The organism is Streptomyces sp. NPDC017056 (assembly GCF_044332485.1).
Taxonomy (GTDB): Bacteria; Actinomycetota; Actinomycetes; order Streptomycetales; family Streptomycetaceae; genus Streptomyces.
The window spans coordinates 539,517-559,913 of sequence record NZ_JBIRPD010000002.1 but is presented as its reverse complement, the minus strand read 5'-3'; the positions used below and the strand labels follow the sequence as shown (position 1 = coordinate 559,913).

Below are 20,397 nucleotides of genomic sequence, written 5' to 3'. Positions count from 1 at the left end.
AGGGGGATGTCCGGCAGGGAAGCGGGGGTGCGCAGCGCGTGGTGGCGGGGCGGTCGCTGGGGCGGCGGTTCGGGTGGCTGTGGGCGGCGTACGGGGTCAGCGCGTTCGGCACCCGGCTCGCGTTCGACGCGTTTCCCTTGATCGCGGTCCTCGTGCTGCACGCCGGGACGACCGAGGTGGCGCTGCTGGCGGCGGCGGGGACGGCGGTCGGCGCGGTGGTGGCGGTGCCGCTCGGCCCGTGGGTGGAGTTCCGCCGCAAGCGGCCGGTGATGATCGCCATGGACCTGGTGCGGTGCGCCGCGCTGCTGACCGTGCCCGTCGCGTTCGCGCTCGGCCGGCTCGGCTTCGCCCACCTCCTGGTGGTGTCCGTCGTCGTGGCCGCGGCCGACATCGCCTTCACCGCGGCCAGCGGCGCGCACTTGAAGGCGCTCGTACCGCCGGAGGACCTGCTCGCCGCCAACGGGCGCTTCGAGTCCACCACGTGGACCGCCACCATCCTCGGACCGCCGCTCGGCGGCGCCGCGGTCGGGCTGTTCGGCCCGGTGCTGACCGTGGCGGCCGACGCGGTCAGCTATCTGCTCTCGGCAGCGGGGATCCGCGCGATCGGCGGCGGCGAGCCGCGCCCGGTGCGCACCGGCGCACCGCGGCTGCGGGCCCGTGACCTGCTCGCCGGGTGGCGGTACGTGCTGGCCCACCCGGCGCTGCGCCTGCTGTTGCTGAACAGCGTCCTGGTCAACGCCCTGATCATGGCGGCCTCGCCGCTGCTCGTCGTCCTGATGGTCGACCGGCTCGGGTTCGCGCCCTGGCAGTACGGCCTCGCCTTCGCGGTGCCCTGCCTCGGCGGCCTCGTCGGCTCGCGGCTGGCCCGCCCGCTCGTCGCGCGGTTCGGCCGGCACACGGTCCTGCGCACCGCGGGGGCGCTGCGCGCGTGCTGGTCGGTGGGGCTGGCCTGCGTCCCTTCCGGCACCGCCGGGCTGGTGCTCGTCATGGCCGTCGAGTTCGGGCTGATCACGTGCATGGGCGTGTTCACGCCGGTGCTCGCCACCTGCCGGCTCGACCTGGCCGACACGGACCTGGTCGCCCGCACCCTGGCCGCGTGGTCGGTCACCGGCAAGGTCACCACTGCCGCCGTGACCGCCCTGTGGGGTCTGCTGGCCGGCTTCACGGGGCCGCGCACCGCGATCGCGCTGGCCGGTGTCCTCCTGCTGGCCACACCGCTCCTGCTTCCCCGGCGCGCCCGTCTGCCACGGCGCGGACGGGAGCCGGAGCCGAGCGGCGTGTGACGCGGGGGCCCGGCCGCCGCTTCACCTCCCGGCCTGCCCCGCCCCGTACGGCTGTTCCGTGGCCTGGTTCGTGGGCAAGGGCGTGGCGACGGCGTCGTGGGCGGCCAGGAACGCGGCGACGGCGGGCTGCCATCCGTAGCGTTCCGCGCGGCGCCGGGCGGCGGAGCGGCGGTGGGCTTCGGGGCGGGCGAGGACGCGCAGGACCGCGTCGGCGTAGGAGGCGCCGTCGTCCAGGGCGGTGTCGCCGCCGGTGCCGACCAGGCCGGCGAGGGCCGATGCCGCGTCGGCGACGACCGGGGTGCCGCAGGCGAGGGCTTCCACGGCCGCCAGACCGAACGTTTCCGCGGGGCCGGGGGCCACGGCCACGTCCGCGGCGGCCTGGAGGGCGGCCAGTTCGGTCTGGTCGGCGACGTGCCCCAGGAAGGCCACCGGCAGCCGCTCGGCCCGCGCGCGGGCCGTCAGGCGGGCCCGTAGCGGCCCGTCCCCCGCCACCACCAGCGCCGCGTCGACGCCCCGCCACCGCAGCTCCGCCAGCGCGTCCAGCGCGCGTCCAGGCCGCTTCTCCGGTGACAGCCGCGAGCAGAGGAGCAGCAGCACATCGGCGCCGCCCGCGCACCGCCGCCGCAGCTCCGGACTGCGCGCGGCCGGGTGCCGCGCCGTGAGATCGACGCCCAGCGGCGCGCGCACGACGTTGCGCGCGCCGGTCCGCAGGAACTCGGCCGCCGCCCATTCCGTCGTGCAGACCACCTTGCTGTACGCGTGCGCGGTCCGCGCGTTGGCCCGGTCGGCCGCGCCGCGCGCCAGGCCGCACGGTACGCCCCAGGTCCGCAGCACACCGTCCACGCTCTCGTGCGACACCATCACCGCCGGGACGCGGGCCCGCCGCGCCCACTCGCCCGTCCACCGCAGCGTCGTACGGTCCGAGACCTCCAGCCGGTCGGGGGCCAGCGCCTCCAGGAGGCGGCGGACGCGGCGCCGGTCGGCCAGCACCCGGTAGCCGCCCGTGCCCGGCAGGACCGGACCCGGCAGGGTGATCACCCGCCCCTGGTCGGTGGCCTCGTCCCGCGCGGCGGGTCCGGGCACGATCAGGACCGGTTCGTGCCCCGCGGCCCGGTACCCGGCGCCGAGCGCGCGCAGCGCGGTGCGCAGTCCGCCCGACTGAGGGGTGACGAAGTTCGCGAGCCGTACGATGCGCAGCCCGGCGCCCTCGTACCTGGTCTCGTCGAGGACGTACCGCCCCGAAGTGCATGTTTCCGCCGTCATGCCGCCACCGCCGTCCGGTCCGTGAGCACGTCCTCGTAATGGCCCAGCAGTTCGTCGCCGACGACCTCCCAGGTCCGGTGTTCGACCGCCCTGCGGCCTGCCGCGCCCAGCCGGGCACGCAGGGCCCGGTCCCCGGCCAGCAGCCCCACCGCGTCGCGCACCGCCGCCCCGTCCCCCGGCGGCACCAGCAGCCCGGTACGGCCGTGTGCCACGAGATCCAGCGGGCCGCCCGCCGCGGGCGCCACGACCGGCACGCCGCCCGCCATCGCCTCCTGGACGGCCTGGCAGAAGGTGTCGTAGCGGCCCGTGTGCACGAACACGTCCAACGACGCCACCAGGCGCGCCAGTTCGTCGCCCGTACGGCGTCCCAGGAAGCGCACTCCGGGGAGCGCCGCGCGCAGGCCGGGGGCGCTCGGGCCGTCCCCGATCACCACGGTCCGCACGCCGGGCAGCCGCGAGGCCGCGGCGAGCAGCCGCACCTCCTTGTCGGGCGCCAGCCGCCCCACGTACCCCACCAGCAGCTCCCGGCCCGCCGCGAGCGAGCTGCGCAGCACCTCGTCACGCCGGGCGGGGTGGAACCGTGCGGAGTCGACGCCGCGCGGCCACAGGCGCACCCTGGGCACGCCGTGCGCGGCCAGGTCCCGCAGGGCGGAACGGGACGGCGCGAGGGTGCGGTCGGCCGCGGCGTGCACCGCCCGGATGCGCCGCCAGGCCGTGCCGCCGCCGGCTCCCAGGTAGGCGCGGGCGTAGCGGCCCAGGTCGGTCTGGTAGACCGCGACGACGGGCACGCGGCGCCGCGCGGCGGCCGTCATACCGCGCGCGCCGAGGACGAAAGGGCTGGCCAGGTGTACGACGTCGGGGCGGTGGCCGTCCAGCGCCGCGGCCAGCCTGCGGCCGGGCAGAGCCAGCCGGACCTGCGGGTAGCCCGGCAGCGGCACGGAGGGCACGCGGACGACGGGGCAGGGCCCGGCGCGCCCGCCGTCCGGGCTCCCGTCGGCACCGAGCGGGGCGACGACGAGCGCGTCGTGACCGCGGCGTACCAGGTGCCGGGCGGTTTCGAGGGCGCAGTGGGCGACGCCGTTGACGTCGGGCGGGAAGGACTCGGTGACGATGACAACACGCATACGGCTGTTGTCGGCCCACCGGACGTGGCCCCGGCCACGTGGATCTTTCCAGCCGGGAAACGTCCCATGAGCGTTGGCGGCGGCGCCGGGAGCCCGGCCCGGCGGGCCGGTCCCGGCGCCGCACGCCGCGGATCAGACGGCCGAGGCGTCCGGCCCGAAGCGGCTGCGCACCGCCGTCTGCACCTCGGCCTCCTCGGCCGGGTCGGCGGCCAGCCGGCGCAGCTGCTCCACGACGCGCGCGTCACCCGTGGCAGCGTGCCGGGCGGCCAGTTCCCTGGTGGTCTCCTCGCAGTCCCACAGGCACTCGACGGCGAAGCCCGCCGGGAAGCCGGGGTCGGTGACGGCCAGCGCTCCCGCGGCGCGGCCTCTGAGGTGGGAGGAGGAGGTCTCGCGGTAGATGTGGCGCAAAACGGGTGCCGCGCAGGCCACGCCGAGGCGTCCCGCCCCGTCGACCAGCTCCCACAGCCCGCAGGCGTCCGGGCCCTCGGTCCGCACCGTGCGGCGCAGCGCGGCCAGTACCAGGTCGGCGTCGGAGCGGCTGCCGCGGCGGGCCAGCATCGTGGCGCCGGCCGCGCCCAGGCCGTCCGGGCGCGGGGCCCACTGCCGGGCCCGCTCGATCGCGGCCACACTGCGCATGCGTTCGAAGGCGGCGAGCGCGGCCTCGGCGAGCGGCCGGCTGGAGAAGGGGTCGGCGGCCGCGGCCTCGATGAGGTCGAGGGCGTCCGGGTCGTCGCGTTCGGCGAGGTGGCGCAGCGCGGCGGCGCGGGCCGCTTCCGGTCCGGTGCGCGCGGCGCGCAGCAGCTCGGGGCGGTCCTCCGGGCCCGCGACGGCCGCGAGGCAACGCGCGGCCGGGACTTGCCGCCACTCTTCCGGGTGAAGTTCCAGGCCCTGCTGGGCCCAGGCCAGTACCTCGGTGACGCTCCAGCCGGGGCGCGGCCCGCTGGGCCGCAGCTGGCGCTGCCAGCGGTCGAAGCAGCCCTGTTCCTGCGCGGCGCGGATGCGCTCGCCGTAGCGGGGGTCGTCGGCCCACAGCCGCCACGGGCGGGGCTCGAAGGCGTCCCGGACGGCGGTGGCCAGCTCGGCGTCGCCCTCGCGGGTACGGGGGAAGCGGGCCAGGACGGCGGGGGCGAGGGTGGCCAGGCCCGCGTCGTCGTCGCGCAGCGCGAGCTCGTCGAGGGCCCAGCGCCAGTTGCTGCCGGCGGCGGCGTAGCTGCGCAGCAGCAGGAGGGCGGCGTCCCTGCCGTACGCGGCGAGGTGGCCGAGTACGGCGAGGGCGAGGCCGGTGCGCTCCTCACCGGGGTCGGTGAGGTCGTCGGGGTGGAAGAGGTGCCGTTCGATCTCTTCGAGTCCGCCGTCGAGCTGTATGTACAGCCGCGCGTAGTACAGGGAGCGGTTCTCGACCTGCCAGTCGCGGCGGGGGTCGCGCAGCACGCTGTCGTTGAGTGCCGCGAGCGCCTCGGCCCGCGGCGCCGCGAGGGCATGCAGGGTCCCGTCGCCGCGGCCTCGCTGCAGGAGGCCGAGCAGGGTGCCACTGGGCGCTATGTCTGGATCGAACATGAGGTCAGCATCCGGTGCGGGGGACAGGCTGGCAACGGGATTTCCGCTGACCGGCATTCTTGCCGGTGTCCACGGGTCGTATGCGTCGTTCCCACCATGGATCGGTGGGGGCGTGCGCGCTACGGCGGCCGCAGCCTAGCCTGGAACGCTCCATTCCGCCGATTCGGCCGAGGGTTGCGCCAGGGAGGCCAGGGGCATATGCCGAATGCACCACCGTATCGGGTAATGCCAAATCCCTTACGGGCGGTCGCAGCCTGTGCAACAGTCGTTACCGGCCCTTCCATCAGACCTGGCCCCGGCGCCGCCTGATAACGGAGTACGTCATGCCGTCCCCCCTCTTCGCGGACCGACCAGCCGCCCAGCCCCCCGAGCGCGACGTGGTCGAGGCGCTGATCACGCAGGCCCGCCGGCTGCGGGGCGGCCTCGACGCCGTACGCCGCGAGACCTCGGCAGCCGACGACGAACCCGCCGACGCCCGGCTGCGCTGGCAGCGCGCGCTGTGCGACCTCGCCGTCCACCACCTCGACGACCTCGGCGGACACCTGGACCAGCTCCGGGACGGCCTGCCCGCCGACCCCGAGACGGCCGCGGACGCGCCGGACGACGGCCTCCCGCATGCCGGGCTGCCCGTGGCACCGCCCGAGGACGCGCCCCCGGCCGGCTCGCTGCTCAGCCGGGTCGGCAGCGCCGAGTGGAACCTGCTCACCGACGAGGTGAGCTGGTCGGAGGAGCTGTTCGGGATCTTCGGCCGGGAGCCGGCGGACGGGCCGCTGACCCTGGACGAGCTGCCCTCCCTGGTTTTCAGCGAGGACCAGCAGCTGCTGACCACGATGGTCACGGACTGCCTGGTCGACGGCCGTCCGATCGACGGCGAATTCCGCATCGTGCGCACCGACCAGAGCGTGCGCACGGTGCACATGGTGGGCGAGCCGGTGCTCGAAGCCGACGGAAGCACCGCATGCATGTGGGCCGTGCTGCGGGACGTCAGCGAGCTGCGTCGCAGCCAGCGGGCGGTGCGCGAGACCCGTGACTCGCTGCAGCGCCAACGGCATCAGGCGCGGACCGAGCACCGGCTTGCGGTCGAACTGCAGGAAGCCGTGCTGCCGCCGTGGCGCGGCTCCCTGCGGTTCCCGCAAGGCGGGCCCGTCGCACTCGACCTCGCCGCGCGCTACCTCCCTTCCGGCACCAGCGCCCTGATCGGCGGCGACTGGTACGACGCCCTGCAACTCCCGGACGGCAGAACACTGTTGAGCGTCGGCGACCTCACCGGCCACGGCGCCACCGCCACCTCGGCCATGGCCATGGTGCTCGGCGCGCTGCGCGGCATGGCGGTGTCGGGGCAGGACCCGGGCCCGCTGATGGGCCACCTCAACCAGCTGCTCGACGTCTCCGCGCAGCCCGCCCTCGGCAGCGCGGTGTGCTGCCGCTTCGACCCCGCCACCCGCCGGCTGGTCTGGGCCCAGGCCGGGCATCCCGCCCCGCTGCTGTTCCGCGGCGGCACGGGAAGCCCGCTGTCCCCACCGGAGGGCGTCCTGCTCGGCGCCACCACCGGCGCCCGTTACACCCAGCGCACGGAGCAGTTGGCGCCGGGCGACCTGCTGGTGCTGCACACCGACGGACTGGTGCCGCGCCGGTCGCACGGCACGCTCGCGCCCCACGAGGGGACCGAGCGCCTCCTGTCGCTGGCACCGCGGTTCGCCGCGGCCCGTAACGCGCAGGACTGTGTCCGCGTCGTCGCCGAGGAGTTCGGCAGCGCCGAACGCGAGGACGACGCGTGTGTGCTGATCGCCAGGGTGAGCGGGTGACGGAGAGCGGCGTGGTCCGGGCCGCCCGTTGGTCTGCCGTCTTCCGGTTTCCGTCGTAGGGAACCTGCGTACGCCGTCGTACGCGGGTGTCAGATCCGCAGGCTCTTGCCCACCGGGCCCAGCCCGGGACCGAGCCCCTTGGACTTGGCCTTCGGCATGACGCGCTGGATCTCCTCCCGCAGGTCCTGGATCTGGCCGTAGTCCGAGTACTGGCCGGTGAGCCGGTACATCTCACGCAGCCGATCCCAGGTGCGGTGCGAGGAGTTCTCCTTGATGGACACCAGTGCCAGCCGGGCGTACCGGTCGGCCTGTTCGGGGTCGTTGCCGATGAAGCACGCCGAGGCCAGGGAGAGGTAGTCGAAGATCTGCGACCGCTGCCGGCCGTTGTCGCGCAGCCGCAGCGCCTCCTTGGCGTGGAGCTGGGCGACCTTCGCCGCCCGCGGGTCGTGCTCGGCGAGCGTGCGGAAGGCCAGGGCCTGCATGCCGTGCATGTCCGCCTCGTCGAACATCTGCATCCAGCTCGGCGGTGGCACGTCGCCCCGGTCGGAGACGAACAGCTCCTCCGCCTCGCCGAGGGTCCGGCGCATGGCCTGGCCGTTGCCCTTGGTCGCCTGGGCCCACGCCTCGATGGTGAACAGCATCGCGCGGGTCCGCGGCAGGGTCTCGCCCCCGGAGCCGGACTTGGCCAGCTTCATCAGGTCCAGGGCGTCGTCGGGGCGGCCCAGGTGCACCATCTGGCGGGCCGCCCTGGACAGCGCCTCGCCCGCGCGCGGGCGGTCGCCGCCCTCGCGCGCCGCGTGGGCCGCGATGACGAAGTACTTCTGGGCGGTGGGCTCCAGCCCCACGTCGTGGGACATCCAGCCCGCCAGGACGGCGAGGTTGGCCGCCACCCCCCACAGTCTGCGCTGGAGGTGCTCGGGGTGGCGGTAGGCGAGCATCCCGCCCACCTCGTTGAGCTGGCCCACCACGGCCTTGCGCTGGAGCCCGCCGCCGCGGGCCGCGTCCCAGGCGCGGAAGACCTCGACCGAACGCTCCAGGGCGTCGATCTCCTGCGACCCCACGGGGGCCGCCTCGTAGCGGTCGAAACCGATCTGGTCGATGGTGTTGTCGGCAAACGGGTCGTCGAATCGGGGGGCGTCGGCTGCCAGCGCCGGATCGGTGTGCAGCCAGTCGTGCATGGCGCTGCTGAGCGCTGAGCCGGCGGCGAGTGCCGCGCCCGCGCCCACCAAGCCGCGTCGGTTGAGCATGAGGTCCATTCCCGTGAATTCCGTGAGGACCGCCGCCGTCCGCTCGGGCGGCCACGGGAGACCGTCCGTGGCCTGCTTCTTCCCCGCGCGCCCGGAACGACCGAACCCGAGGTCCTCGATGGTTACGACACGGCCGAGACGCTCGGTGAACAGGGCTGCCAGCACCTTGGGAACCGGGTCGCGCGGGGTCTCCCCCGTGTCGATCCAGCGCCGGACCCGCGAGGTGTCGGTCGCCAGCTGCGGATGCCCCATGGCGGCCGCCTGCCGGTTGACCAGTCTCGCGAGTTCTCCCTTGGACCAGCCGGCCAGGCCGAAAAGGTCCGCGAGACGGGTGTTCGGCTCCCTGTCCACGTCAAGCCCCCAGGTTCCTCGACTGACTTGACAGTAACGGCCCGTCCCGGACGCTTGCGAGCATTCGCCAGGGTTCGCCAGGGTCCGCCAGATGGTCTGCCACCCGCGCCCGCGTGTTCTGTAGAAGTGCAGCCCCCGGCCCGGTGTCGGTACCGCATTCCCCAGGGTGCGGACACCGGAATCGGGCCCTTTCGGGGACCCGTTCATCGGGCCGGGAGCCGCTCGCAACTCGTCGGCGCACGAAGGGATCTGTCTCACCCATGTACGCAGCATCGTCCGCCGTGAGCGCCCCGAACCGGCCGTACCGTCCGCAGCCTCCGGGAAGCGGACCGTATCTCGACCCCTCCCAGTCTCCGGGGGCGGTCTCCGGCCTCTCCGGCGGCCGCAACCGGCGGGCGCAAGGGGGGGGTGCCCAACCGCTCAGCGGGAGACTCGACTTGTCCGGCCCCCAGGGCGCCCAGCTGCGCGCCGCGGTCGCCTCCGTGCACCGCATCTGCCCCGAGTTCCATCCGGTCCAGGTGCTGCGCCGGAGCGGCAAGTCGGTCCTCCTGGTGGGCACCACCGGCCGCACGACCGCGGTCGCCAAGTGTTTACTGGACCACTCCTCCGCATGGGCCGAGCGGTTCCGGCACGAAATAGCTGCTTATCGGGCCTTCGTACGCCACCGCCCCCCGGTGCGCGTACCCAGGCTGGTCGCCGCGGATCCCGAGAACTGCACCCTGGTCGTCGAGCGGATGCCCGGCCGGGTCGCCTCCCTCCAACGGCATCCGACCGAAGCACCACCGCGCGCGGACGTACGGGCCGCGCTCGGCGCGATCTGCCGGGTCAACCTCTGGCGGCCGCCCGCCGGGATGTTCGACGCGCCGCTGGACTACGCGGGCCGCATCGGGCGCTTCCACGACCTCGGCCTGCTGACCGACCGGGACCTGGGCGACCTGCAGAAGCTGCTGCACGGCCTCGCCCACACCCAGGGCCAGTTCTGCCACGGCGACGCGCTGCTGAACAACGTCCTGCTCTCCCCCGCCGGTCCGGTGCTGCTCGACTGGGACCACGCCGGCTGGTACCTGCCGGGCTACGACCTCGCCACGCTGTGGTCGGTGCTCGGCGACGCCCCCGTGGCGCGCCGTCAGATCAGCCAGCTCGCGCAGGCCGCCGGGCCGGCCGCGCGGGACGCCTTCCTGGTCAATCTGATGCTGGTGCTCACCCGCGAAATACGGCGTTACGAGACCGCCGTACAGCGCACCATGCGCGAGCCCACGCCGACGGGCACGCCGGGTCCGGGACAGCCCGGTGCGCTGGCGGCGGGCGAGGAGCAGCGGCTGCTCCTGCGCCGGCTGCACGACGACTGCCAGATGGCACGCCGTGCGGTGCGGGCGGCGGTCGGCACCCGCTGATCCGCCAAGGGGGGTATGAGCGGCGCGTCCGGATGCGGGCGCGCCGCTCACGTGTGCCCGCGTGCGACCGCTCCTCGAATGCGGCTCCGGTACGCGTGCTGACATGCGAAACCCTTGTGGCGCACGGTGATTGACGGATCGTCGGCCAGGCGATAGCTGTATTCGACAAGTCCGGTCCCGCGCACGGCCGTATGCACACCATCCGTCACACGCCCCGGCTCGGCCCGGTCGGCCAGAGGAGGCTGCATTGCGAGGATCCGCCCCGGAAGACGAGAAGAGAACCTCCCGTTCCAGAGCGCGCAGGGCCGCCACCGCCACCGCGGCGGCGGCCCTGTTGCTGCCCCTGGTCTCGGCCGCGCCGTCCGCCGACACGGGGCCGCCCCGCGCCACGGCGCGGCAGCAGGACGCCGGCGCCCTCCAGCGGGCGTTCGCCGACGCCTCCGCGCGCTACGGCGTGCCGGAGGGCGTCCTGCTGGCCGTCGCGTACATGGAGTCGCGCTGGGACGGGCACGGCGGCGCGCCCAGCGTGACCGGCGGCTACGGCCCCATGCACCTGACCGACGCCCGTACGGCGCTGGCCGAGCGGCCGCACCACGGCGAGGGCGGCGAGGACCCGCGCGGCGACGGCTCGCGCCCCCGCAAGCAGGTCAGCGCCCAGCCGCCGGCCACCACCCCGCTCCCGGCGCGCCTGCGGACCCTGGACCGGGCGGCCGCGCTGACCGGGCTGCCGGCCGAGCGGCTGCGCGAGGACCCGGCGGCCAACATCGGCGGCGGAGCGGCGCTGCTCGCCGCCGAACAGCGCCGCCTCGGGCTGCGCACCGCCGACCCCGCCCGCTGGTACGGCGCCGTCGCGCGCTATTCGGGCGCGGACGACGCCCGGACCGCGGCGGGTTTCGCCGACGACGTGTACGACGTGCTCCGGCACGGCGAGTCCCGTACGACCGACTCGGGCCAGCGGGTGACGCTGCCCGCCGCGCCCGGGGTGACGGCCGACCGGGCGCAGGCCGGGCGCCTGGGCCTGCGGGCCGCCGCGCCGGCCGGGGCCCGCCTGGAATGCCCGCGTACGGTCTCCTGCATCTCCGTGCCGGCGCCGTACGAGGAGTTCGGCGACGGCGACTACGGCAACCACGACAAGGCGGACCGGCCCGAGGACCAGAGTGTCGACGCCATCGTCGTCCACGACACCGAGGGGTCGTGGGAGACGACGCTCAAGCTCATCAAGGACCCGACGTACGTGTCGTGGCACTACACGATCCGGTCGGCGGACGGGCTGATCGCCCAGCACGTGCCGACGAAGGACGTCGCCTGGCACGCGGGCAACTGGTACGTCAACGCGCACTCCGTGGGCATCGAGCACGAAGGGTTCCTCGCGGCTCCGGACGCCTGGTACACGGAAGCGATGTACCGGGCCTCGGCACGGCTGGTGCGGTACCTGGCACACAAGTACGACCTGCCGCTGGACCGGCAGCACATCATCGGCCACGACAACGTGCCGGGCACGACGCCCGCCACGATCAAGGGGATGCACACCGACCCGGGCCCCTACTGGGACTGGGCGCACTACTTCCGGCTGCTGGGCAAGCCGTTCGTGCGTACGGCGGGCCCCAAGGGCGGCCTGGTGACCATCCGCCCCGACTACGACCGGCACCGGCCCGTCTACACGGACTGCGTCAAGCCGGGCGAGCCGTGCGCGCCGCACGGCTCCACCGCCGTCCGGCTGCACACCGCGCCCGATGTGAGCGCGCCGCTGGTCAAGGACATCGGGCTGCGCCCCGACGGCAGCCCCTCGACGACCGGCGTCAACGACACCGGTGCCCGCGCCACCACCGGCCAGCGGTACGCGGTCGCGGAGCGCCGGGGCGAGTGGACCGCCATCTGGTACCTCGGCCAGAAAGCGTGGTTCCACAATCCGGCGGCGCAGCCGACGGCGGTCGACGCGGAGGGCCCGGTGGCCACGCCGAAGGCCGGCCGCGCGGACATCCCGGTGTACGGACGGGCGTACCCGGAGCCGGCGGCCTACCCGCCCGGGGTGCCGGTGCAGGCCGTCACGCCGCTGCCGTACAAGCTCCTGGCCGGGCAGCGGTACGCCGTCGGCAACCGGGTGCACGGCGAGTACTTCTACGCGCCGACGTTCGACGTCTCCGGGCACACGGTCGTGCGCGGCGAGGACGTCTACTACGAGATCCAGGTGGGGCACCGGGTGGGGTACGTACGGGCAGCGGACGTCGACGTCCGCCCGTCGCACCGGTAAGCGGCATGCCGCGCCCGGCCGCCGGCCGGGCGCGGTCCTTCCGGCGCGGGCCTCAGCCCTGCTGGAACATCTCCGCGGGCAGCGGCTTCAGCAGGGCGTACAGGTCGTCGGTGATCGGCCGGTCCCAGCTGGCGATGGTCACCAGCACGCCGTCGCTGCGGTCGAACTGCGCGCAGGAGATCCGGCCCTCCGAGCACTTGATGCGCTTGACGATCAGCAGGTTGTCGTCGTGCATGACCGGGGTGTCCTCGGTCTCGACGACGGTGACCGGCTCGTCGTTGCCGAGGGCGGCGAGCAGCTGCGCCACCTCGAACGGCACCTCGCCCTCGCCCGGCTCGCGCGCCGGGGAGCCTTCCGGGAGGTTGCCGATGACCATCGCGGGTCCGCGGCCGCCGAACAGGTCGTAGCGGAGGAAGACCCCCTGGCAGCTGCCGTCGGGGGCGGGCAGCAGCCCCGCTCCGAGGTTGCCGGGCCAGTCCCCGGGGTCCATGGCGAGGACGTCGAAGTCAGGCCCGGCGGGCGTGGCTGCGCTGCGGCGGCGGAGGAAGGACATACCGCCATCGTACGTGGCTGCCGCCGGCCGGCGGGCCCCGCGTCAACCCCGCGGCGGCCCGGCCGGTCCGGTGGCCGCCGCCGAGGTTTCCAGCAGCCGGGGCAGCCCGGCGTAGTCCGTGCCCATTTTGCGGCAGACGCTGGACAGCAGGCGCGTCACGACGGCCTCCGGGGCGGCCAGCTCCTCGGCGATGCGGCGGGTGGACCAGCCGAGGGCGAGCCGTTCGGCCGCCGCCCGCTCCTGCGCGGTGAGCGCGTCGGTGCCGGTGGTGTGGAGCTGGCGGGGGCGCAGCCCGGCGGCGGACAGCTCGTCGCGGGCGCGGGACGCCAGGCCGTCGGCCCCGCAGTGCACGGCGCCTTCCAGGCCGCGGTAGAGGTGCTCGGCGGCGTCGTGGGGCAGTCCGGCGCGGCGCAGGGCGGCGCCGTGGTCGACCAGGGCCTCGGCCAGCGCGTATCCGGCGGGTGAGTGCTCCAGCTCCCGTACGGCTTCGGCGAGCAGCTTGAGTGCCTGCCCGCCGCCGATCACGGTGGCGGCGCAGTGCAGTGCCTCGCCGATCGCCGTCGGGGTGCCGAACCTGCGGGCCCGCCGTACGCCTTCCTCGGCCAGTTCGACGGCGCGCGGGCTGTCGGTGAGCGCCGTGGCGCGGGCGAGGTGCAGCTGCCAGGGGCACCAGGCCGGGTTGCGCATGCCGCGCGCCTCCAGCCGCCGGCCGACCGCCTTGAGGTGGTGCTCGGCGTGCCGGTGCAGGCCGCGGGCCAGCAGCAGCTCGCTGTAGACGGTGCGGGAGTCGGGGTAGACGACGGCGTTGGGCACCAGGTCGCCGTAGCCGAAGCGGTCGGCGAGGTCCTGCGCGTCCTGGACGCGGCCGCGGGCGAGCAGGATCTCGATGAGGATGCCGATGGCGTACCACTGGGCGGGCACCGCGCCGCCGACGCGTTCGGCGATCCGCAGCCCCTCGCGCACCAGTGCCTCGGCTTCGGCCAGCGCGCCGCGGCGGTAGCGGATGTAGCCGAGCAGGGCGTGGCCGAAGGCCAGGTGGGCGCCGCGCCAGCCCTTGCGCTCGCACTCGGCCATGCCGCGGTTGAACAGTTCCTCGGCGCGGCCCGGCTGGTCGCAGTACATGAACGTCATGGCGACGGCGACCGGTACCTCGAAGCCGCGGTTGTCCTCGGTCCAGCTCAGCCCGCCGACCAGCGCGGCTTCGGCGTAGCGCAGGGCGGTGGCCGCGGGCTCGCCGTGCACCACGCAGTCCCAGGCGCGCAGGCCCAGGATGCAGCGCTCGGCGAGGCCGTCGCCGGCCAGGTGGTCGGCGAGCCTGGCCAGCCTGCGGGAGCGGGCGGCCGAGTCCGGTTCGTCGGCCCGGAAGGCGCTCCAGACGAAGTTCTCGGCCTGCATCCGCAGCCGGGTGCCGGGCACGCTGGTGCGCCGGGCCTCCTCGGCGGCGACCGCCGCGGCCTCGGCTACCTGGTCGGTGTGGGCGAGCGCCTGGGCCAGCCGGTAGGTGACGGCCTCGCGCAGCCCGGGGTCGATGTCCGGTTCGTCGAGGGCTTCGCGCAGGTAGTTGACGGTGACGTCGGGTGCGGTGAGGAAGGTGGCGGCGCCCAGCTCGAAGAGGACGGCGGCGCGGTGTTCGGGCGAGGGGGGCTCCCGCAGGGCGCGGGCCAGGAAGCGGCGGGCGGCGTCGGGCGCCCCGGCCCGTACGTATTCGCGTGCGGCCTGGCGCAGCCGCTGGACGACCCAGTCGTCGCCCTGGCAGGGCACCTCCAGCAGGTGCCGGGCGGCGACCGTCGGCCCGAGTCCGGCCTCCACGACGGCTTCGGCGGCCATGTTGTGCATGCCGACGCGCAGCGCGGTGGGGATGGCCCGGTGGACGGCGGTGGCGATCAGCGGGTGGACGAACTGCAGGGTGCCGTCCGGTCCTTCGGCCGGGGCGAGGATGCGGGCCTCGCGCAGCTGGGCGACGATGTCGACCGCCGACTCGCTGCCCAGTGCGGCGACGCCGGCGGTCACGTCGAGGGTGGCCGAGGTGCCCAGTACGGCGGTGGCCCAGGCGAGCCGTACGGCCGCGCCGCCGAGCCGGTCCAGCCGGTCGACCAGGCCCTTTCCCTTGACCGCGGAGGCCAGTTCGCGCAGTGCGGGCAGGTCGTCGCGGCTGCCCTTGACGCCGCGTTCGCTCAGTCCTGCGGCGAGTTCGACGGTCTCGAAGGGGTTGCCGTCGGTGACCGTCCAGCATTCGGTGCAGAACTTGTCCTCGACCTCGTCGCCGAGTGCCTCGCGCACGATGCTGGCGACCGCGTCGCAGGTGAGCGGGGTGAGGGGGAAGGGCCGGGAGGCGTGGCGCTCGGCCAGCCGCCGGAAGGGGCCGGCGCCGCGGGTCAGTTCCTCGGGCCGGTAGGCGACCACCACGAGCATGGGGAGGTCCTCGGCCCGCGGCGCGAAGGCGGTCAGCCAGCTCAGGGATTCCTGGTCGGCCCAGTGGGCGTCGTCCAGGACGAGCACGGTGGGCGCCTGCTGTACGGCGAAGCGGGTCAGCAGCCAGTCCAGGCCGTCGCGGACGCCGGTGGGGTCGGGGATGCTGCCGCCCGCGTCGGCGACGAGGCCGACGGCGGGTGCGACGATGTCGTACCAACTGCCCAGTACGGTGCGGTAGTCGTCGTCGTAGGCGGCCAGTACCGGCTGCACGAGCTGGCGCACGACGTGGAACGCCATGCCCTGTTCCTGCTCGCCGCCGCGTGCCGAGAGCACGGTGCAGCCGTAGGCCGTGGCGCGGGCGCGCACCTCGGCGAGCAGCGCGGTCTTGCCCATGCCGGCCGGTCCCGCGAAGGAGAGCAGGCCGCCGCGCCGGGCGGCGGCCGGTCCGTCCCCCGGCCCGCAGAGCCGGGTCAGGGCCGCGTCCAGGGCGCCGAGTTCGGTGTTCCTTTCGAGCAGACCCCGCCGTACGTCCCGCACGTGTTCCCACCCAGCCATGACCGAATCCGTTCGCCTCGCCGGCTTGTCCCGCCCGCCGTGAGCGCGGGCCGCTTGGGTCGCACTCTGCCTGCGGATAGCGCAGAGCGTACGCCGATACGGACCCGCGGTAACCAGGATGGGCGACATGCGGCACATCGGGGTGCCGGCCGTGCTATGCGCGCCCGCACGTACCGTTTCGCGCACGCTCGATCCACCCGCGAGGTGTCACTCTCACGGGTGAATCGGGGTGGCGTGGGGCCGGTTCAGGCCACCTCGGGCGGGTCAGCGGCGCGTCGGCGTGAGCGCCCCTTCCGTACGCAGCCGGTCCAGGAGGTTCCTGGCGGCCTGTTCCCCGGAACACACGCTGCTGTTGGTGGTCGAGTGGCCCAGGTAGTCGCCGCCCGCGAGCTGGACGCGGCCGTCGGCGCCGAACCCCGCCGCGAACCGGGCGATGGCCCGGTAGTCCCCCGGCCGGCGTCCGATGAGGCACGGCGAGACGCGCCAGATGTGCGTCATCGTGGTGTGGCGTTCCAGCTCGGGCAGGATGCCGAGCCGCCGGACGCCCGCCAGGACGTGGTCGACCACCTTGTCGTCCCCCAGGTCCCAGTTGCGGTCCGACCACGCGCCGCGCAGGTGGGTCATGACCAGCCCGGTCCCCTCCGGCACGCGCCGCGGGGAGAGGTTGTGCTCCAGCACGAAGGCGCAGAGGTCGGGGTGTTCGACGCGGGACGCCTGCACCAGCATCGCCCGTTCCGCCGTGGGCCGGTCCAGTCCGAAGGCGACGTGGACGCTGCGCGCGTACGGGGCGTCTGCCAGGAACTCGCGTTGTTCGGCGGTGAGTTGTGCGTACAGCTGCGGTACCTGCGGCGGCGGTACGGCCAGCACGCAGGCGGCCGCGGTCTCCAGGTGCTCCGGCTCGCCCGGCCGGTGCCAGGTGACGGCCACCTCGTCGCCGCGGTCCTCGACCGAGGTGACCCGCGCGCGGTACTCGACGGTGAGCTGCCTGGCCAGGCCCTTGGGCAGGAAGCCCACGCCCTCGCGCGAGGTGAAGAAGCCGCCGCCGCACAGGATGACGTCGATGAAGACGAACGGCATCGCGGCCGAGACCTCTTCGGGCTCGCCCAGGCACAGGCCCGAGACCAGCGGGTCGAGCAGGTACTCCAGCGTCTCGGGGCGCAGGCCGCGGCGGGTCGCGTACTGGTGTACGGACTCGAAGTCGGCCGCGGCCATCGCGGACATGTCGTGCGGCGTCAGCAAGGGGCGGACGCGGCGGTAGTCCCGCAGCAGCTTGGCGACGTCGCCCAGGGGGAAGCTGGTCAGCAGCCCGCCGGTGGCGAGCTGCCGGCGGGAGCCGAGGCGGACCCGGTCCACCCGGCCGCCGCGCACCAGGCCGAACAGGTCGGCCCCCGGCACCACCTCGCCCGCCAGGCCGGCCGCCGCGATCAGGCGTATCAGCTCGCGGTAGCTGTTGATGAGGATGGTCGCCGCCCGGTTGACGGCGAACCCCGAGACGTCGACGGTGGCCATCCGGCCGCCGACCGCCTCGGGTCCCGCGCTCTCCAGGACGACGGCTTCACATCCGGCCCGCTGGAGCCGGAAGGCCGCGGACAGGCCGGCGATACCGCCGCCCACCACGACGACACGGGGCTTTGCACTCACACCGGTTCACCCTTCCTGCCGGTACGGGCGCCGGGCCCGCGAGGGGACGCCGGCGCCGCGGGTACCAAAGAGGTTCGACGGGCCGCGGGGGCCGGGAAGACCCGCCGGGGCCCTGGGGGCCACGGCGACGGCGGATGCCGCCGGCGCCTCACACCGCGGGGCTCAGCTGGTCCCACCACCACGCGACGGGGCGCAGCGGCAGCGGTTCGAGGCTCCCATCACAGGGCGAGTCCGCCCATACACCGAAGGCGGGCGCCGGGTCGGGGACGGCGCTCGGGTCGGTCCGGTAGCGCGGGGTGACGGCGCTGTAGTCCAGGTTGCCGCGGATGAAGTGGTCCAGCTGCCCCAGGTAGCAGCGGATTTCGGGGGCGGCGCGGCAGGCGGTCCGGTCCCGCAGGGTGACGTACAGGCACATCAGCCGGTCGTGCAGCGCCGCGGCCCTGGCCATGGCGTCCTGGGGCGGCACGCGCAGCTCGTGCTCCAGGACGCCGACGAGGTTGGACTCCAGCGACTGCTCCTTGACCTCGCGGTGGTAGGAGTAGACGTCGTTGGCGAAGGTCACCAGGGCCGACGCGATCTGGGTCAGGGCCCGTATCCGCGGTGTCTCCGCCGCCTCGTTGGGCAGTGAGGTGCCCTCCGCCATCTCGATGACGGCGATGGACGCCTTGGTGCCGCGGTCCCGCGGCCCGATGACGAAGTACTCCGCCAGGGTCGGCACGGTGCCCGAAGCCCGCTGGGCCAGGCCCACCGACGCCGCCAGAAACCATTCGGCAACGCCGTCGATCCACCGTCGTACGACCGTGCCGGAGGCGTGCCTGCGGTAGCGGTGCGAGACCTCGCCGAAAGCCGCGGTGTACGGGTCGGCCGTCTTGTCGTCGGTGGTCTCGGGGTGGTCGGCGCCGTGGATGACCTGGACGGCCATCGGGAGGAACCGTTCCGGGTGCCGGCTGTAGAGGCCGCCGTCCAGGTACACGTCGTCCAGCAGCAGGCCCAGACAGGACCAGTCGGCGCCGATCTGCAGCGGGTCGGCCGTGCCGCCGGGGGCGATCCGGCACGCCCACTCGGCGGTGCGGTTGGCGATGACCTGGGCGTGGTGGAAGTCGTCGTCGCAGAATCCGAACTGCGCCATCCAGTCCACCACGCGCCGTTCGATCGCGGCGGTCTCGTGGTGCGGTGCTGCCGGGATGGGGCAGAACAGCGGGGGGATCTCGACGGCGGAACGCGCCGCCGTGCCGTCCGGTTCGCCGTCCGCCCGGTCTCGCGCCAGTCGGACCTGGCCCCACCCGGCGGCGGGCAGGTCGAATTCCGGGACGCCGTAGCCTGTTGCCTGCATGGTTCTCTCTCCATGTTCACGGTGCTTCAGTTGGCGCGGCCGGCGCTCCGGCACCCGGGCGGCTGCCGCGTGGCTCGCAGACCATGGGCAGCGGGCCCGGGCTCAGCACGGCCGCCGGGACCGGTCGTACGGTCCCGGCGGACAGCGGGCGCAGACGCCAGCGCGCGGCGATGGCGGCAAGGGCGAGCACGGCTTCGGTCATCGCGAAGTGGTCGCCGATGCACTTGCGGTTGCCTGCGGCGAACGGGAGCATCGCACCGCTCGGAACGCTTCCTGCCCGTTCCGGCAACCATCGGTCGGGGTCGAACAGTTGGGGGTCGGGGAAGGCGACCGGGTCCTGGTGCAGCACGTAGGCGCTGTACAGGACCGTGCTTCCCCGGGCCAGCCGCCGGCCGGCCAGGGTGGTCTCGGTGGTGGTCACGCGGGTCAGGGCCCAGCCGGGGGGATACATGCGCAGGGCTTCGGTGACCACGCGCCGGGCGTGGCCGAGCCTGGGCAGGTCGCCGGGGCCCGGCGGGCGGCCGGCGAGCACGCTGTCGGCCTCGGCGTGCAGCCGGCGTTCTTCCTCGGGGTGCCGCGACAGGAGGTGAAACGTCCATGCGAGCGCCAGCGCGGTGGTCTCGATCCCGGCCACCAGGAAGGTCATCAGCTGGTCGTGGGCCTCTTGGTCGGTGAGCGGTTCCTTGGCGTCGGTGGCCTCCTTGGCGGTGGGTGGTGGTGCGGGGCGGTCGCGGGTGTGGTCCACCGGGCAGCGGCCGCCGGCGCTCCGGCCGGCGTCGTCGTCCTCCCGGCCGTCGTCGGTGGCCGCCAGGAGGGTGGCCAGCAGGTCGTCGTGCGCGTCCGGGGCGGCGCGGCGCTCGGCGATGATGGCGTCGATGATGCCGTGCAGCCTGGCCAGCGCCCGGTCGAAGCGGCGGTTGCCCGGGGTGGGGAGCTTGTAGAGGGGGCCGAGGGGGACGACGGCGCGGAGCAGCACGCCGCGCATGACGGTGCCCAGGCAGCCGCGTACGTCGGCCGCGAGGCCCGGGTCGAGGGAGGTGGACATGAGCACGCCGGTGGTCACCCGGGCCGAGAGGTCCATCATCGCGTCGGTGACGTCCAGGGTCTGCCCGGGCCGCCACTCCCCGACGGCGGCGCCTATCTCGGCGCTCATCACTTCCGCGTAGTCGGCGATCCGGGACGGGCGGAAGCAGGGCTGGGCGAGCCGGCGCTGCCTGCGGTGTACGCCCTGGGTGCAGGTGACCAGCCCGTTGCCGAGCACCATGCGCATCGTGTCGTACAGCGGTCCGCCCTTGTCGTACGTGCGCGGGTCCATGAGGATCTGCTGCACCAGGGCCGGGTCGCAGGCCAGCCAGACGCGTTGCGGCCCGAGGCGGATCGCCACCAGGTCGCCGTGGTCGGGCAGTGCGGCGAGGAAGTCGAGGGGGCGCCGCCACAGCGGGAGCGCGTGCCCCAGCAGGGGTATGCCGCCGGGCGCCGCCGACACGGTCCAGGCGTTCTGCGTGTGCGCCGCGCCGCGCGGTGTGCGGACGCCGGTCTCGCCGTGGATTGCCTTCACGGGGCACCTCGCTCGGCTGGTGTCCCGGGCTGCCGCGAACGGCTGCCCGGTCGGGGGCGGTTGGGGGAGT

13 protein-coding genes are annotated in these 20,397 nt (G+C 74.6%); 4 read left to right on the top strand and 9 right to left on the bottom strand.

Annotation, left to right across the window (positions count from 1 at the left end; translation table 11 throughout):
* Positions 1–38 precede the first annotated feature (38 nt).
* The gene (locus ACH4OW_RS05495; RefSeq protein ID WP_398025153.1) at positions 39–1,283 is read left to right on the top strand and encodes an MFS transporter; all 1,245 of its coding nucleotides are present in this window, start codon (positions 39–41) and stop codon (positions 1,281–1,283) included.
* A 21-nt stretch (positions 1,284–1,304) separates the two neighbouring features.
* Here the strand turns inward: ACH4OW_RS05495 and ACH4OW_RS05490 are convergent, their stop codons facing one another.
* The 3 genes from ACH4OW_RS05490 to ACH4OW_RS05480 form a co-directional block, all read right to left on the bottom strand.
* A complete protein-coding gene (locus tag ACH4OW_RS05490) occupies positions 1,305–2,546 on the bottom strand; it encodes a glycosyltransferase (RefSeq protein ID WP_398025151.1) in 1,242 nt (413 codons plus the stop codon).
* A complete protein-coding gene (locus tag ACH4OW_RS05485; RefSeq protein ID WP_360138246.1) occupies positions 2,543–3,670 on the bottom strand; it encodes a glycosyltransferase family 1 protein in 1,128 nt (375 codons plus the stop codon). The genes ACH4OW_RS05490 and ACH4OW_RS05485 overlap by 4 nt, the downstream gene beginning before the upstream one ends.
* A 132-nt stretch (positions 3,671–3,802) precedes the next feature.
* The gene (locus ACH4OW_RS05480) at positions 3,803–5,227 is read right to left on the bottom strand and encodes a HEAT repeat domain-containing protein (protein ID WP_398025149.1); all 1,425 of its coding nucleotides are present in this window, start codon (positions 5,225–5,227) and stop codon (positions 3,803–3,805) included.
* 323 nt (positions 5,228–5,550) lie between these two features.
* Here ACH4OW_RS05480 and ACH4OW_RS05475 point away from each other — a divergent pair, with 323 nt between their 5' ends.
* On the top strand, positions 5,551–7,032 hold the full coding sequence (locus ACH4OW_RS05475) for a SpoIIE family protein phosphatase (RefSeq protein ID WP_360137930.1): 1,482 nt from the start codon (positions 5,551–5,553) through the stop codon (positions 7,030–7,032).
* Between the two features lie 89 nt (positions 7,033–7,121).
* On the opposite strand, the gene ACH4OW_RS05470 is transcribed toward ACH4OW_RS05475, so the two are convergent.
* A complete protein-coding gene (locus ACH4OW_RS05470; protein ID WP_360137927.1) occupies positions 7,122–8,630 on the bottom strand; it encodes a hypothetical protein in 1,509 nt (502 codons plus the stop codon).
* Between the two features lie 260 nt (positions 8,631–8,890).
* On the opposite strand from ACH4OW_RS05470, the gene ACH4OW_RS05465 reads away from it, so the two are divergent.
* Together ACH4OW_RS05465 and ACH4OW_RS05460 are read left to right on the top strand one after the other, a co-directional pair.
* Complete coding sequence (locus ACH4OW_RS05465) at positions 8,891–10,024, top strand: aminoglycoside phosphotransferase family protein (RefSeq protein WP_398025146.1); 1,134 nt, start codon at positions 8,891–8,893, stop codon at positions 10,022–10,024.
* A 247-nt stretch (positions 10,025–10,271) separates the two neighbouring features.
* Positions 10,272–12,275, top strand: coding sequence for an N-acetylmuramoyl-L-alanine amidase (locus ACH4OW_RS05460; protein ID WP_398025144.1), 2,004 nt, complete (start codon positions 10,272–10,274; stop codon positions 12,273–12,275).
* A gap of 52 nt (positions 12,276–12,327) precedes the next feature.
* Here ACH4OW_RS05460 and ACH4OW_RS05455 read toward each other — a convergent pair whose 3' ends face one another.
* From ACH4OW_RS05455 to ACH4OW_RS05435, 5 genes are all read right to left on the bottom strand, one after another.
* Positions 12,328–12,828 (bottom strand): hypothetical protein, encoded by a 501-nt coding sequence (locus tag ACH4OW_RS05455; protein WP_360137918.1) that lies wholly within the window; start codon positions 12,826–12,828, stop codon positions 12,328–12,330.
* Positions 12,829–12,870: 42 nt separating this feature from the next.
* Complete coding sequence (locus tag ACH4OW_RS05450) at positions 12,871–15,795, bottom strand: AAA family ATPase (RefSeq protein WP_360137915.1); 2,925 nt, start codon at positions 15,793–15,795, stop codon at positions 12,871–12,873.
* A 264-nt stretch (positions 15,796–16,059) separates the two neighbouring features.
* Positions 16,060–17,436: an NAD(P)/FAD-dependent oxidoreductase gene (locus ACH4OW_RS05445; protein ID WP_360137912.1), complete on the bottom strand. Its 1,377-nt coding sequence runs from the start codon at positions 17,434–17,436 to the stop codon at positions 16,060–16,062.
* A gap of 148 nt (positions 17,437–17,584) precedes the next feature.
* A complete protein-coding gene (locus tag ACH4OW_RS05440) occupies positions 17,585–18,769 on the bottom strand; it encodes a terpene synthase family protein (protein WP_398025141.1) in 1,185 nt (394 codons plus the stop codon).
* Positions 18,770–18,785: 16 nt separating this feature from the next.
* The gene (locus ACH4OW_RS05435) at positions 18,786–20,327 is read right to left on the bottom strand and encodes a cytochrome P450 (protein ID WP_398025139.1); all 1,542 of its coding nucleotides are present in this window, start codon (positions 20,325–20,327) and stop codon (positions 18,786–18,788) included.
* Positions 20,328–20,397: the final 70 nt, after the last annotated feature.